Genomic DNA, 15,154 nt, shown 5'->3' with positions numbered 1-15,154 from the left:
ACAGGTGGCCTAGATGACAAGAGCAGGAATACCAAAACCAGGAACAACCCGCCCGGGAGCTACAGGATCAGGTTTGCGTTCGCTGGAGCAATCCCTGCAAAGCAGTCGTAGCGGCACAGGTAAAACCAGGGGGGGCGGTTTGGCGGTGGGACTATCGAGCGAAATTGCATTGGTGCGCGGCCAGCAGTATCACCGGCCAAGCAGCCAATTGCGGGCGCTAGAGGAGCGGGTACTGGGTGCCACGCCCGCGCGCACCGCACCTGAGCCTTTAGCCCCTCCGGTTATTGAGCAGCATCGCCTTGCCCAGGAGCAAGTTAATCCGCTGTGGCTGACACCGTCACTGGTCCCACCGGCGCAGGGTTTTATGTTTTCGACCTTTGCCGCCCAGGAGTGGGTAGATGGCAGCTACAGCCCGGAATTATCGGCCCCCGATACTGGCCGCTTTCAGGTCGAGGCCTTTACCCATGCAGATCAATGGTCACCAGAGGCGCAAATTTCAGCGGCCTACAGCGCTGCGCCTGCGGGCGTCAGTTTGGCACCGGCGCCTGCCATTGCTCGCCCATCGAGTCCCCCCCAGTTTGGTCATCCCCAGCCCAGTCTTCCTCCAGTGCATGGGCGAGAGTCGTCCAGTCCATCGATTGTCCTGCCCGCTGAGGAGAATTGGTTGGCCGAGGCGGAGCGGCCAACCACTATCACCGCCGCCAGCCAGCAGTCGCTCAACCCCGGTTTGGCGCTGGCGAAAGACGATTTTGAGAAAGAGCTGGCCGCTATTCTGGGGCAAAACCAAGCGCCCGCTGACGCCAATCAGCCGGTTGCACCGGGCAGTACCCCAACGAGTACCCCGGCGGGTGTGGGTGGCAGTGCAGCGGCAGTGCCCACCCCGGCCACTGCTCATCCCAACCACAATATCTTTGACCAGATGGGGTTGGGCATGAGTTACGCCAACAGTTTTGACCTGGGCAATGTCTCCATCGCCAAACGCCTGGATCAACTGGAGCGGGAGCTGGCTGTGGCCAGCCCGACACCTGTTCCAGCGCAGCCAATCACCCCGCCGGAAACCACCCATTCACCCGGCATCAGGGAGCTGGAGTCGCCGTTTGTGGACCCGATGAGTCTGGATGAATTTGATCTGGTGGCGGAGCTGGCTGAAATTGGCGCGGAAGCGCCAGCAAAGCCCGCGACAGATCAACAGGGCAACAATTCCGGTACTAACAATTCCGATATTAGCAATTCCGATATTAGCAATTCCGATATTAGCAATTCCGATATTAGCAATTCCGGCACTAGCACTTCGGTTGGTGACCTTACTGACAGTTCAACCCTTCCCAATCCCATCAATCGCATGGAACTAGCAGGTGACAAGCATGAGTAATCGATTTTCAGAGCTGGAAAATACCCTGGTTCGGCGCCCTGCACGGCAGTCGACAACGGCACCTAAAAAGGCTGCCAAAACCATTCACCCGCGCCGTGCGCCACTAACGCCGCCAGGTGCTGCACCTGTGGCGCAGGGCTTGAGCGCCAAAGTCTCCTCCTGGTCGCGTAGCAGCGCCCAGTCCTACAGCGCACGTGCCTTTGAGGCGGTCAACTATTCGGTGCCGGGCAATTTCTGGGTACTGGCCCAGCCCTCGGGCATGGCGTGTTGGGCAACGGTATTTACCATGCTCAAAAGCTGGCGGGTGCAGCAGCAAAAAAATATTGAGCAGGCGCTAGCCACGGTCGGCCAGCGCTGGGTGGACATTTACAAGGCGGACACCGGTTTGCTGGGCGATGACAAACCCGAATTTCTGGCCGCTGCCGGTCTGCACCCGCAGCCACCGCAGAGTTACAGCGTGCAGGGCTGGGAAAACCTGCTGCGCAATTACGGCCCTATTTGGGTTACCACCGATGAAGACCCAGGGCAACGTGCGGCAATTCATGCGCGCATCATCACCGGTATTCACGGCGACGGCACCCCGGAAAACACTAAATTCAAGATAGTCGATCCGGCGGGCGGGCGCCGCTACGAGGAATCCATTGCGGTATTTGTTCCCAAGTACGAAGAAGAAGTACGCCGCACCGGGTATATGCGGGTGCAAGTAGTGCATTGGCGCGCTGACGCGGTGAGTGAACAGCGCTCCCTAGCGCATAGCTATCGCAACCGTGCCTCGGCCAGTGATGCTCCAGTTGCCAAAAGTTTGGCTCTAGGCCGGGCGCTCAGCACGGCCCCCGATTTTACCGCCAAGCTGCAGGAGCTGCGTACCCAAGGGGTTCCCGAAGCCGAAATACAAGCCTTCCTCGGCCAGCTTAATTTAACCCGTGCCCAAGCCTACCCTGGTGCCATGAGTGGTGGACGCACCGAGGTTCACCTGCCCGGCGGTTATAGCCTGTCGGGGTGGAAAGGTGAGTTACTGGTGGCCGCGATCATGGTGGGGCTTGCCTCAGTGCCCGTCGCTGGTACCGCGTTGGCAGCGCTTATCCCGTTGCTGCGTGCTGCTGCCAACCGCTACAACGTCACTATAGGTTTAGGGCCAGCAGTGACTGGTGGTGTGGCTGTGGGTGCTGGCTTTGGCTACGGCATCATGTTTGCGCCCGGTAATCAGGTGGGCTTTTACGGCACCCTGTCCGGTGTGGTTGGTGCGATTGTTTCCATTAGCGCCACTATGCAGGTGACCATTATTCACGGCGGCCCCAGCCTGTTTAGCGGTGCTGCAGTCGCCGTGGGAATGACTGCCGGGGTGGATGCACCGGTTGGCCCTACCGGTGGTGTGCACGCTTTGATGAGTGGCGGCCGTTTTATTGGGGTGACGTTCGAGCTGGGTGTTTCTGCTGGCCTATCGCCCATTGAGGCCTACGCCCAATTTCAGTACACCGCGACCAGTATGGCGCTGGCGCGGCAGGCCTATGCCTTTGCCGAGGAAATCCCACTCTCGCCTGCCAATGGGGGCCAGTCTATTGATGCCAGTGCCTTACGGATTGGCGATATTTTGTTGTCGCGGGCCAGTGGCGTGGTCTCGCGTGCTATCCGCACAGTAAGCGATGCACCGGTCAGCCATGCCTCGGTTTATATTGGCGGTGGGCAGGTGGTAGAAGCGCTGGCGAATGGTGTGGTGCTCAACCAGTTGGAAGATTCTGTTGGTTCCAACGAAGTTGTGGTGGCCTTCCGCTACCCCAACCTCACCAGCGAGCAAGAGTTGCGCATTCGCGATTTTGTCGGCCAGCATTTGGGTACTGGCTATAACTACTGGGGCATAGTCCGTCAGGCGCCATTCAGTGTTGATCGCCGTATTTGTGAGCGGCTGCCTGATGGTATGCGCCAGCGCTGCACCAGCGGTATGGCACGCATCTTTCTCGGGCGCGGGGATACAGATCGCTTCTTCTGTTCACAGTTAGTGGTCGCGGCCTACCAACATGCCGGTGTGCCCCTGACTTCTGCCGACCCGCGTTGGGTGAGCCCCGGCGACTTGGCTCGTATGAGGGAGGATGCAGTACCCGCCTTTACCATCACCCATCCGCTGCAGTATGTGGGGCATTTAAAAGCCTGATACTGGTGCGACTTTTGGTTAAATCACAACAAGCCCGATGCCTGCCTTCGGGCTTTTTTGTTTTAACGGGAGAAAATCTTGTACTCGGCAGGCTTTTTGGCAATGATGCCGCCATGTTTTCTATCATTCCCGCCTGAGAAGTATTCATGACCCCACGCAATTACCTCTATCTGTTAAAAAAGTACGACGAATACCAAGCGCAAATTGAGCGGCTGTTGGAGTCGATTGTGACTTCACTGGCTCCAGCCAAAATGGATACCTCCCATGAACATCTCAACACCGTGGTAAAACGGTTGCATGAGTCTTATCCATTTGTTGAGTTGCTTTATTGTATTAACGATAAGGGCGCGCAAATTACCGAATCCGCCGCGTCACCCACCGTGCCGGACCCCAAACGACGTGAGCCCGGTTTGGGGTCGGATCGCAGCAATCGTGTGTATTACACCCGCGCCAGTGAAAATGTTGCGGCGGCAACGGTTACCCAACCCTATCTTTCCAGCGCCACTCATCAGCTCGCCATTTCGGCGGTACAACGGTTTATCGATAACAATGGCAATACCTGTTATTTGGTGATTAATTTTAATTTGGAAAAACTCATCACCTTTTTGAATGGCGATAGTTTGCGCCGCGTTGTGCACCCTTTCTTTCAGGTGGTTTACGGCATTATCGGTGTGATGTTGGTAATCGTTTCCTCTCTACTGCTCTATTCAGCGGGCACATCGTTATTTGATATGGTTTATGAACACACCAATACCGCCACCCAAGCATTCCAATCGGTAATTCTGGTGACCTTGGGCTTGGCGATTTTTGATTTGGGTAAAACGATTCTGGAAGAGGAAGTGCTGCTGCACAAAGACATTCATCACACCGGATCAACACGCCGCACCATCAGTCGGTTTATGTCGGCGATTGTCATTGCGGTGTCCATTGAATCGCTGTTGTTGATGTTTAAATCCCTGCTGGGCGATGCCACACATCTCAATTCCGCGGTATTTATGTTGATCGCCGCGGTAGCGCTGCTGGTGGGTTTAGGTGCTTACCTCCGGCTCACCAAAGATCAGGAATAAGGAACGCTCGTGAGTACAAAAACCAAAAGCGCGTTTGTCTGCAACGAATGTGGTGCGGATTATAAAAAGTGGCAAGGGCAGTGCACGGAGTGCGGTGCCTGGAATAGTTTGAGTGAAGTGCGCTTGGGGCCAACACCCACCAATCGCGCAGCGAAATTTGAAGGTTACGCCGGTGGTGCCACGGGGAATAAAATCCAAACCCTTGCTGAAATATCGCTCAATGATGTGCCGCGTTTTAGCAGTGGTGCAGGTGAGTTTGACCGGGTGCTCGGCGGTGGTTTTGTACCGGGTTCGGTAGTGTTAATTGGCGGTAACCCGGGCGCGGGTAAATCCACCTTGCTATTGCAAACCCTGTGCAATTTAGCGCGCACTATGCCTGCGCTGTACATCACCGGTGAGGAGTCACTGCAGCAAGTGGCTATGCGCGCCCAGCGTTTAGGGTTGCCGACCGATCAATTACAAATGCTGAGCGAAACCAGCGTGGAAGCCATTTGTGCGATTGCGCAAAAAGTTGCGCCCAAGGTGATGGTGATCGACTCGATTCAAGTGATGCACATGGAGGATATTGCCTCCGCCCCCGGTTCGGTATCGCAAGTGCGCGAGAGTGCGGCTTATCTCACGCGGTTTGCGAAACAGACTGGCACAGTATTAATTTTGGTGGGCCACGTCACCAAAGACGGCTCACTCGCCGGCCCCAAAGTGCTGGAGCATATGATCGATTGTTCGATTTTGTTAGAGGGCGATAACGACTCGCGCTTCCGCACGTTACGCGGCAATAAAAACCGTTTTGGTGCGGTAAACGAATTGGGGGTGTTTGCCATGACCGAGCAGGGCATGCGCGAAGTGAGCAACCCCTCGGCGATTTTTTTGCAGCGCGCAGAGGATGCATCATCCGGTTCGGTAGTGATGGTGATGTGGGAGGGGACGCGCCCGCTATTGATAGAAATCCAAGCACTGGTAGATGACAGTCACCTCGGCAACCCGCGCCGTGTTGCGGTAGGTATGGATCAAAATCGCCTCGCCATGCTGTTGGCCGTGTTGCATCGTCACGGCGGCATTATGGTGGGCGATCAGGATGTATTTGTGAACGTGGTAGGTGGCGTGAAGGTAATGGAGACCAGTGCAGATTTAGCGCTGTTGCTCGCGGTAGTCTCCAGCTTTCGCGACCGGGTATTGCCGCAGGATTTAATTGTGTTTGGCGAAGTGGGTTTATCGGGAGAGATTCGCCCGGTACCCAGTGGTCACGAGCGTTTGCGCGAGGCGGCCAAACACGGTTTCAAACGCGCCATAGTCCCGTTTGCAAACGCCCCGCGCGATAAACAGTTGGGGATAGAGGTGGTGGCGGTAAAAAATTTGCAGGAAGCTTTAGCGGCGCTTTAAGGCTACAGCGCGCGCCTTATTACTCGTGGCCGTTTTCAATTAAGGTGATGAGTTCGTATAACAATGTCTTATCGGCCGGCGTATCCGGCTGAAATTCAAAGCCGAGAATATGTTCGCGCACATGTACTATGCGGCCATGCAAATCCAATCGCTTTTTATTTGACGTAACCAGATTCAAATTTTCCAAATCAATATGTACACGCAGTGCATCGCCTTTTTGCAAAAGGTGTTCATCCAGCAGCGCAAGGCGTGCTCCGCTTTCGGATAAGTCCAACACATGGGCTTCCCAGGTTTTGGTGGAGTACTGCAAGTCAGCATAGGCACGCAAGGGAAAGCGCGGGAATCGGCGTTTGTCCTCGTCAGTTAAATCGCTGGTTTCCAGGTCATTAGGCATCATGGTTATGATTTCCTTCAGTCATAGTTAACGGGGCGCAGAATTAATAATCGCTGATTAATTCAGACAGCTCGCGCTCGGCAGCTGTTGCGTCACCCAAATTCAGTTCGATCAGGCGGCGCAAGTGGCTTACGCTGTCGATGTCAATCGAACTGCAGACCAACCCTGTCTGCTGGTGATGTTGATGCGCTACAGTGACCGACATAGCAATGGTTGTATTGTCGGACAGCAATATTTTTACCAGCGCCGGTTCACTGATGGATACTTCCTTGGGGAGTGGTTGCTGCAGCAATAATCCTTTGAGTGAAATATCCAGCAAGGTGGCGCGCCAGTGGAAATCGCCTTGCGCTAATTCGACATGGGCATCAAATAGAATACGACTGAATTTTCGGCGTTCACTGGCAGAGGTGGGTGTTGATTGTATGTTAGAGCTTGGTTGATCGTTCATAAATAATTAATCGGCAGGGCATGGATATGCACTAGAGTCTAGCTCCCGTTCGCCAAATCGCCATTTTTTTGTCGCTGCTAATTGTTAATTTCTGTACTCAATTGCTTCGCTTGCCAAGCGCCACCTATAATTTCGCAGCAATAACCAACAAATAGATAACGGATTGATTTTTATGACTGAATTTCGCATTGGTATCGACTTGGGCGGGACTAAAACAGAAGTGATCCTGCTCAATGGGGATAGTCAGGAGCTGTTTCGTACACGCATCCCCACAGTGCGCGATGATTACCCCGCGACCCTGCGCGATATAGCCGGTTTAGTGGCGCAAGCTGAAGCAGCCGCAGGTCAGAACCATTTGCCGGTGGGCATTGGTATTCCCGGCACTGTTTCGCGTAAAACCGGTTTTGTCAAAAATGCCAACTCCACCTGGCTCAATGGTAAGCCGTTCCAAAAAGACCTGTCTGCTTTTTTACAGCGCGATGTCAAAGTCACTAACGATGCAAACTGTCTTGCAGTATCCGAGGCGACTGACGGCGCCGGGCGTGGTTACGATCTGGTATTTGCCGGTATTCTCGGCACGGGTTGTGGTGCCGGTCTCGCCTTTAAGGGGGCTCCGATTGTCGGCCCCAACGGCGTTGCTGGTGAGTGGGGGCACAACCCCTTGTCCTGGACTAGCGAGGCCGAATTAAATGCACGCTCCTGTTATTGCGGTAAGGCGGGTTGTATGGAGACGTTTTTATCCGGCACCGGTTTATGTCGCTCTTATCATGTTGCGGGTGGAGAAAAAATCAAAGGCCATGAAATTGTCGAGCGCGCGGCGCAAGGTGAAACCATGGCGCAGCAGGTATTGGCAAATTATTACGATCAACTTGCACGCGGCTTGGCAACCATTATCAATACGCTTGATCCGGATGTGATTGTGCTCGGTGGCGGGGCATCCAATATCGCAGCAATTTATACCGAAGTACCCAAGCGATTGCCGAAATACGTATTTGGCGGTGAATGCGATACACCTTTAGTAGCTGCAATCCACGGTGATTCTAGCGGTGTGCGCGGTGCTGCTTGGTTGAATCCACTTTAAGATGAAACTATTTGCAGTGTTTCAACTGATTGATTTTCCTCTTGCCGGTTTTAAAAGCGCGCTGTGCGAAAAAGTTGCGTCTAAAAAGCCCATCCAGTTTGCGATGGGCTTTTTGTTGTCGATTTTATCGAGCCTGGTTTATTCACAAACAACGCTCACCGCACTCACAACCCCAATAGCACCGCAGCGAATTGCTTCACTCAACATTTGCATCGATCAATTACTCTGGGAGCTGGTACCCCGTGAACGATTGGTATCGATCAGCTATCTCACGGCCGACCCCATCTGGTCGCCCATTGCCGAACAAGTTAAAGGCATGCCAGTGAATCACGGTTTGGCTGAAGAAATTGTCCCGCTTAAACCTGATGTTATTTTTGCTGGCGAGTTTGATCAGCGCAGCCCTATTGAACTGCTACAAAAACTCGGAAAACGAGTAGAGCGTTTACCATTACCGCGCACGCTGAAAGATATTAACGACCAAATTTTACAATTGGCTGATATGGTAGGTGAACGCGAAAAAGCTGAGTTGATGGTAAAAGAAATCAGTACGCAGATTGCCGAGCTACAAGCAGCTAATCAAGATAAAACACCACTCACGGCTTTTTGGTATTCGGCTAATGGTGTTGTGATTGGCGACGGCACTTTGGAGCACGAATTAATGCAACTCGCCGGTTTGCGTAACCTGGCCGCAGAGCGCGGCATGTTTGGTTTTAATCAGCTTGATCTGGAATTACTGCTCAGTGCCAAACCGCAAATTTTAATTGTGGAACGCGGCAGTGACGATGCTTATTCACTTGCGCGTGAATATCTTTCACACCCTGCATTGCAGCATGCTGATTTTAACGTGGTCACCTTGCCGGCAGGGTTATCGGGGTGCGCGGCCACGGTGATCAGTGATGTGGCCGCCCAATTAAAAAATTCTCTGGCGAAATAAATTACTTAACAGGTATTCACCTTTGCAGACCAAAATCTCATTTACAACCTTAACCTGCTTGCTGGTACTGGCTATTGCAATTGCATCGGTAATGGCGCTCAACACGGGCCTTGCCGATATTGAAGTCATCAAAGGCTTGCAGGATTTTTTAAACGGCGAACAAACCCTCGCGGCGAACGTGATTGGTCAAATTCGCTTGCCGCGTCTAATTCTCGCGTTGGTGATTGGTGCAACGCTAGGAATGTCGGGCGCTGCTATGCAGGGTTTGTTGCGCAACCCACTGGCTGACCCTGGCGTATTGGGGGTGAGCAGTGGCGCTGCTTTTGGTGCTATTTGCACCTTGTATTTTGGTGTAGCGGCCAGTGCGTGGTATTGGTTGCCGGGCGCGGCGATTGTCGGTGCGTTATTTACCTTATTTATGGTGTATGTGCTCGCCGGTTTGCACAGCAGTATGCTCGCGTTAATTCTGGCGGGCACGGCGATGAGTTCGATTATGGTGGCTTTAATTGCGGTGACTTTAAATTTTGCGCCCAGTTTGTACGCCATGCAGGAAATTGTATTTTGGTTGTTGGGTTCGCTTGCGAATCGCCATTTTGATCACGTGAGTATCGCCTTGCCACTCGCGCTGATTGGTTGGGTGATGATGCTCAGCCGTAGCCGTTTTTTAGATGCGCTTAGTTTGGGTGAAGACAGCGCGCGTTCGCTCGGTTTTAATAATCATCGCGAGCGGGGCATTTTATTGTTGGGTATTTCTATCGCGGTCGGAGCCTGTGTAGCAGTGAGTGGCGCGATTGGTTTTATTGGCTTGGTGATTCCGCACTTGTTGCGACCCTTTGTAGGTTATCGCCCCGGCCGCTTAATGCTGGCCAGTGCTCTCGGTGGTGCTTTGTTATTAGTGCTGGCCGATATTCTGGTGCGTCAGTTTGACAGTGCACGCGAATTAAAAATTGGGGTGGTTACGTCGCTAATTGGTGCACCATTTTTCCTGATTTTAATTTTAAAAACCCGTTCACGGTGGGCCTGATATGAGCACTAGTTCCAACATGCAGCCCGCGGCACAACTCGGTACACAACAGGTCTGCCTCAAACGCGATGGCAATTCAATTTTGGTGGATTCCAGTGTGCAACTTCATGCGGGTGAATTTGTCGGTTTAATTGGCCCCAATGGCGCCGGTAAAAGCTCACTGCTGCGGGTAATGGCTGGTTTGCAGCCGCCAGACACCGGTACAGTGAGTTTGGCTGTAACTGCTGAAACCGCACTACAACTGCTCGCGAAAATTCCCGCGCGTGAGCGCGCACAAATTCTTGCCTATTTGCCGCAACAGGAAACACCAGCTTGGCCACTGCAGGTAGAGCATTTGGTAGGGCTCGGGCGCGCGCCCTGGCATAAACCTATGAGTGGTAAATCGGCGCGCGATAAAAGCGCCATTGAGCATGCGTTGCATATAACAGAATTGACGGATTTTCGTCAGCGTATCGTCACCACATTGTCTGGTGGTGAATTGCAGCGCACGTTGCTTGCGCGTGTATTTGCCGGTGAGCCAAAAATTATTTTGGCCGATGAACCTATCGCGGCGCTCGACCCTTATCACCAGTTGCATATGATGGAATTACTGGCCGAGCATTCACAGCAGGGCGGTACGGTGTTTGCCGCACTCCATGACTTAAGTTTAGCGGCACGTTTTTGCTCGCGCCTGGTGCTCATGCACCACGGAAAAATTGTTGCGGACGGCGAACCGATTCAAGTGCTTACCACAGAAAATTTGCAACAGGTGTATGGCATTAGCGCCTATGTGGATTGCCGTGAAGATGGTGTAGTGATTATTCCGCGTAAACGGGTGATTTAAATGAAAGCAAACCTGTTCAGATGGATGGTAAATGCTTGGCCGCCATTATTTTTTGCCGGCATTAAAGTCACCTACCTCGCGGCTGATTACCGCGAAGCTCACGTCACGTTAAAATTGCGCTGGTACAACCGCAATTATGTGGGCGTGCAATATGGCGGTAGCTTAATGTCCATGACTGATCCCTGGTATATGTTGCTGTTGATGCACAATCTGGGTAGCGATTATTTTGTGTGGGACAAACACGCGGAAATAGATTACGTCGCCCCGGGTAAAACCCATGTGCACGCCCATTTTAAAATCAGCGACGAAACTCTGGCGGAGATTCGTGAAAAAACGGCCAATGGTGAAAAATATATTCCTGAGTTCAGTGTGGATATTCTCGACGATCACGACAAACTCGTCGCCCGTGTTAAACGCCGCGTCTACATAAAGTTAAAACCGCGTGCGCGCGCGAATTAAAACCCTGTTCACACGCCCAGCAAACGATCCCGTTCATTTCCCTTTTATGTGGTAATTCTTATGCTCAATGTCGCACTTTGTTCTTATGGTATGTCAGGCAAGGTTTTCCACGCGCCGCTTATCGCCGCCGAACCAGGCTTGAACCTGCACACGATTTTGCAGCGCAGTGAACCTACCGCACTGGCAGACTACCCACAGGTTCATGTCGCCAAAACCTTTGAAGAAATAATCGCCAATCCCGTTATTGATTTAGTAGTAGTGAATACTCCCAATGAATTGCACTACCCAATGACCAAAGCCGCGCTGCTTGCCGGTAAACATGTAGTGGTGGAAAAACCCTTTACCCTGAGTTTGGATGAAGGCAATGAATTAATTGCATTGGCACAGCAACAGCAAAAAATTCTCTCGGTGTTTCAAAATAAACGTTTGGAAAGCGATCACCTGGATGCGCAGAAAATTGTCGCGTCGGGTGTGCTGGGCCGCATTGTGGAAGTGGAATGGCATTACGATCGCTACCGCACCAACATCACCCACAAAAAATGGAAAGAAGACAAACTGCCAGGTTCCGGTACCTGGTTCGATTTAGGTATCCACATGGTAGATTCCATGCTTTGCTTGTTTGGCAAGCCAGGCGCCGTGTATGCGGACATGCGCAGCTTGCGCCGCGCGGAAGGTTCTACCGATTATTTTAATGTGTGTTTTCACTACGACGACATGCGTGTACTGCTGCGCTCCAATACTTTTGTTAGCGAAAAAGGCGCAACCGTTTCCATTCATGGCGATAAAGGTTCATTCCTGAAGTTCGGGCAGGATGTGCAAGAAGGTCAGCTCATGCAGGGTGTTATTCCCGGAAAGTCTGGTTGGGCACAACCCGGTGATGATAACTACAGTGTGCAACATACCCATCACCACGGCGAAACAAAACGCCAGGTTGTAGCGGGTGAGCGCGGCTGTTATGAAAAATATTATAGAAATATTGTGGAGGCGATTTTAGATAAGGCGCCGCTGCTGTTTTTACCGGAGCAATCATTGCTCGGTGTGGAGCTGTTGTTGGCGGGGGAGGAAAGCGCGCGCAACGGGGTGCTTATTTATTTGACCAGCGACTCTCAGCAGAGAAAAAGTTATGACCCAAGATATCTCCCGTAACGCCAATCGGTTTGTTATTTTCAGTGTCTTTTTTTCGGCGCGTGCCTATTACCCGGTATTGGCGATTTTATTTATCGACCTGGGTTTAACGCTCGATCAATTTGTAATGCTCAATTTAATTTGGGCGCTGACGATTTTTTTATTTGAAGTTCCCTCTGGCGCATTGGCAGATACGATTGGGCGGCGCAGGTTATTAATTGCCGCTTCAGTGTTAATGATTGTGGAGATGCTTTGTTTGTTGTTCGCGCCGCGCGATGCAGGGCTGCTGCTATTGGTGTTTTGCATTATCAATCGCATTTGCTCCGGGTTGTCGGAAGCTTGCGCGAGCGGGGCAGATGAGGCGCTGGCTTACGATTCGTTACCGGCAGAAAATCGTGCTCATGCCTGGGATTACTTATTGGCTAAAGTAATGCGCTGGCGTTCGCTGGGTTTTGTGGTAGCGATGATTGTGGGTGGTTTGCTCTACGATGCCCAAGCAGTAAATTTACTGCTACCAGCGGCATGGCATATAGATTCAACCATCGCGCACCGCCTGCCGGTTATTTTGGTGTTGTTACAGGCGCTGGTATGTTTGGTTATTACCCTGCGCATGGTGGAACCTCACCACTCTGCGGCGGGTTCACCGCTCGCTCATGCGTTTAAACTCACGGTAGATACCGCGCGTTGGGTTTTTACTAATCCCAAAACTCTGGTGGTGATTTTAGTGGGCGTAGCGCTTGATTCCATTGTGCGCAATTTTGCGACCATCAACAGCAGCTACTATCGTCTGATTGAATTACCTGAATGGACCTACGGTTTTTTTGGTGCAGCTTTAGGTGTGCTGGGTTGGTTTGTACCGGGCATTGCCAAGCGGTTAAATGCGCGTTTTTCCCTGCTCACCAATTTGGGGCTTATTGCACTGCTGACGCTAATTGGTTTGCTGGCATTGGTGCCTGCATGGCGTATTTATGGGGTGGTTCCGGCGCTGTTGCTGATGACCACAATGGGCTTGCATGGGTTTACTGTCAGCCGTGTATTGCATCAGGAGGCTGACTCTGCGCGCCGTGCAACAGTACTGTCGGTAAAAGGGCTGATTTTTAACCTGGGGTATGGTTTGTTTAGCCTGGGTTTTTCATTGCTGCTTGCCAGTTTCCCTGCTACACCTGAGGGAATGGCACTGCGCAATGCGCTGTTATGGCAGGCGCCACTCTTTGCGCTGCTCATTGGAGCCCTGTTGATTTGGGCCTTTTATCGCCTACGCGCCAAGCCAGGTTTACGGGGTGATGATCGTTAATCCCCGAAACTTTTGGCGTAAAAATCATTAAGGTGTCGGATAAATTTACATTTATGATGATTTGCGTGCCAAGTTAAAACTGAAATTCTTTAAGAATCATTGTGTTGTGTTTGATATTTATTTTGGCATATTTCATGCTTTGGTTGTAACAAGTGTGGATCGTGTCACATTTTAAAATCAAATTTTAAGGAGACCGCCGTGTTGCAGTCATTGATCAAGTCTGGAGTTGTTGTTGCAGTAGCAAGTTTGTGGAGCCTGGTAGCTTCAGCGGGAAGCATTACCTGCGGTAATCAATATCGTACCGCTACCCTGACCTCGGCCGAATTGTGCGAAGTGGGTTCCGGCAATACCAAAGAATCTGATATTGAGAGTTATTTTGGCGGTGACTGGGATCACTTGGGTGGTGTTGCCGGTGCAAACGGTACTGGCGGCAGCTTGAATTCTGGTTTTTTAACGGTGACCCTGCTGTCAGGTACTTGGGGCAGTGGTGGCCCAATCTCTGGTACTTGGGCTATCGATGAAGATTTCTGGACTGTGTACGGCAAAGCGGCGCTGTCTATTCATGTCGGTAATGGTAAATACGATCCAGACCATTTTGCCTGGTCAATCAGTGAAGGTAATACCTCCGGTACCTGGTCTTATGAAAAGCTCAGTGGTAATGGCGGTGGTTTGTCGAATATGCATTTGTGGGGTTCAGGCGAGCCTGCGATACAAGTATCAGAAGCAAACATCGGCGTATTGTTGATGTTGGGTTTACTGTCTATGTTTGTTGCACGTCGTCGCGTGTAATTAAACCGGAAGTAAAAAAACCGCAGTTACCGCTGCGGTTTTTTTTTGCGCTGAATTTAGTGATTTCAGATTAGCGGCGGGATTGCAGCAGTTTGTTCAACCCGTAAACACTTGCACTCCACAGTGTAATCAGCAGGGCTACCAACAGCAGGGCGATAAAAGCAAAAATATCCGGTGCTTTCATCAAGGTAGTCATCAGCGATTCTTCATAATAAAAAAACCACTGGTGGCCTTCGGGAAAAACTTGCACATGCAGCCAATAGAACACGGCGGTGGGGCCGATCAGCACTATTGCCAGTGCAATTACCAAGGTGGCCGCTAAAAAACCTAACAGGATATGTTTGCTGGCAGGTGGCACCAGTCTCTGCCAATAGGTCAGTGCGATTAACCCCAGCCACATAAACAGACAGCTCACGCCGGTTGCATAAAACACATCAATTAAATTGGCGACATCTTGCAGGTGCACAATTTCTGCCTCGTGCATCAGTGGCGTTGTTTGCCCGCTCGGCAATGGGTAGCGAATATCTCCCAAGCCTTTACCGCTGTTTTGCACTGCATCAGTAATTTCACCAAACAGGCGCCAGTGGTCTGCGGGCGTGGTGAATTCAAACTGCTGTTTGTAGCGATTCTGCGGAGCATATTCGGCAATATGTTGATCCAGATTTAATAACTTGTAGCCCGTCGGGTAAGCAAAATGAAACTGCGCCAGCAGGTGCCAACTGACTAGCGCCAGCACGATTAACTGGCAGGTAAAAAATAGCGGCCACAATAAAAAGTGTTGTAGGTGTTTCATCTATTTACGCATCCGGTTTTTG

Annotated in this window: 15 protein-coding genes; 12 read left to right on the top strand and 3 right to left on the bottom strand. The window is 51.8% G+C overall.

Annotated features, from left to right (window positions below):
- The first annotated feature begins 13 nt into the window (after nucleotides 1–13).
- The 4 genes from NNX04_RS22940 to radA all read left to right on the top strand — a co-directional run bounded on the left by NNX04_RS22940 (nucleotide 14) and on the right by radA (nucleotide 5,968).
- Complete coding sequence (locus NNX04_RS22940) at nucleotides 14–1,372, top strand: hypothetical protein (protein ID WP_261948096.1); 1,359 nt, start codon at nucleotides 14–16, stop codon at nucleotides 1,370–1,372.
- Nucleotides 1,365–3,521, top strand: a complete 2,157-nt coding sequence (locus NNX04_RS08170; RefSeq protein WP_261948095.1) for a papain-like cysteine protease family protein — start codon at nucleotides 1,365–1,367, stop codon at nucleotides 3,519–3,521. Before NNX04_RS22940 ends, NNX04_RS08170 begins: the two co-directional genes overlap by 8 nt.
- 146 nt (nucleotides 3,522–3,667) lie before the next feature.
- The gene (locus NNX04_RS08165) at nucleotides 3,668–4,588 is read left to right on the top strand and encodes a hypothetical protein (RefSeq protein WP_261948094.1); all 921 of its coding nucleotides are present in this window, start codon (nucleotides 3,668–3,670) and stop codon (nucleotides 4,586–4,588) included.
- Between the two features lie 9 nt (nucleotides 4,589–4,597).
- A complete protein-coding gene (gene radA, locus NNX04_RS08160) occupies nucleotides 4,598–5,968 on the top strand; it encodes a DNA repair protein RadA (RefSeq protein WP_007643030.1) in 1,371 nt (456 codons plus the stop codon).
- A 19-nt stretch (nucleotides 5,969–5,987) separates the two neighbouring features.
- Here the strand turns inward: radA and NNX04_RS08155 are convergent, their stop codons facing one another.
- Together NNX04_RS08155 and NNX04_RS08150 are read right to left on the bottom strand one after the other, a co-directional pair.
- Nucleotides 5,988–6,365, bottom strand: coding sequence for a PilZ domain-containing protein (locus NNX04_RS08155; protein ID WP_007643028.1), 378 nt, complete (start codon nucleotides 6,363–6,365; stop codon nucleotides 5,988–5,990).
- A 40-nt stretch (nucleotides 6,366–6,405) separates the two neighbouring features.
- Nucleotides 6,406–6,810: a PilZ domain-containing protein gene (locus tag NNX04_RS08150; RefSeq protein WP_151056780.1), complete on the bottom strand. Its 405-nt coding sequence runs from the start codon at nucleotides 6,808–6,810 to the stop codon at nucleotides 6,406–6,408.
- A gap of 172 nt (nucleotides 6,811–6,982) precedes the next feature.
- Here NNX04_RS08150 and NNX04_RS08145 point away from each other — a divergent pair, with 172 nt between their 5' ends.
- From NNX04_RS08145 to NNX04_RS08110, 8 genes are all read left to right on the top strand, one after another.
- Entirely contained in the window at nucleotides 6,983–7,891 is a 909-nt protein-coding gene (locus tag NNX04_RS08145; protein ID WP_261948093.1) for an ROK family protein, read from the top strand.
- Between the two features lies 1 nt (nucleotide 7,892).
- Nucleotides 7,893–8,825, top strand: coding sequence for an ABC transporter substrate-binding protein (locus NNX04_RS08140; RefSeq protein ID WP_261948092.1), 933 nt, complete (start codon nucleotides 7,893–7,895; stop codon nucleotides 8,823–8,825).
- A gap of 22 nt (nucleotides 8,826–8,847) precedes the next feature.
- On the top strand, nucleotides 8,848–9,849 hold the full coding sequence (locus NNX04_RS08135; protein ID WP_261948091.1) for a FecCD family ABC transporter permease: 1,002 nt from the start codon (nucleotides 8,848–8,850) through the stop codon (nucleotides 9,847–9,849).
- Nucleotide 9,850: 1 nt separating this feature from the next.
- Nucleotides 9,851–10,672 carry an ABC transporter ATP-binding protein gene (locus NNX04_RS08130; RefSeq protein ID WP_261948090.1) on the top strand — a complete coding sequence of 274 codons (822 nt, stop codon included), beginning with the start codon at nucleotides 9,851–9,853 and terminating at the stop codon, nucleotides 10,670–10,672.
- Nucleotides 10,673–11,131: a DUF4442 domain-containing protein gene (locus tag NNX04_RS08125; RefSeq protein ID WP_261948089.1), complete on the top strand. Its 459-nt coding sequence runs from the start codon at nucleotides 10,673–10,675 to the stop codon at nucleotides 11,129–11,131. It begins immediately after the preceding gene.
- 60 nt (nucleotides 11,132–11,191) lie between these two features.
- Entirely contained in the window at nucleotides 11,192–12,277 is a 1,086-nt protein-coding gene (locus NNX04_RS08120) for a Gfo/Idh/MocA family oxidoreductase (RefSeq protein WP_261948088.1), read from the top strand.
- Nucleotides 12,255–13,550, top strand: coding sequence for an MFS transporter (locus tag NNX04_RS08115; RefSeq protein WP_261948087.1), 1,296 nt, complete (start codon nucleotides 12,255–12,257; stop codon nucleotides 13,548–13,550). Before NNX04_RS08120 ends, NNX04_RS08115 begins: the two co-directional genes overlap by 23 nt.
- Nucleotides 13,551–13,748: 198 nt before the next feature.
- Nucleotides 13,749–14,339, top strand: a complete 591-nt coding sequence (locus NNX04_RS08110) for a hypothetical protein (RefSeq protein WP_007643012.1) — start codon at nucleotides 13,749–13,751, stop codon at nucleotides 14,337–14,339.
- Between the two features lie 70 nt (nucleotides 14,340–14,409).
- Here the strand turns inward: NNX04_RS08110 and NNX04_RS08105 are convergent, their stop codons facing one another.
- Nucleotides 14,410–15,132, bottom strand: coding sequence for a lipoprotein intramolecular transacylase Lit (locus NNX04_RS08105; protein WP_261948086.1), 723 nt, complete (start codon nucleotides 15,130–15,132; stop codon nucleotides 14,410–14,412).
- Nucleotides 15,133–15,154: the final 22 nt, after the last annotated feature.

This window comes from Cellvibrio sp. QJXJ (genome assembly GCF_024452345.1).
Taxonomy (GTDB): domain Bacteria; phylum Pseudomonadota; class Gammaproteobacteria; order Pseudomonadales; family Cellvibrionaceae; genus Cellvibrio.
Note: the sequence above shows the minus strand (reverse complement) of the source record. Positions and strands in the feature narration are given on the sequence as shown.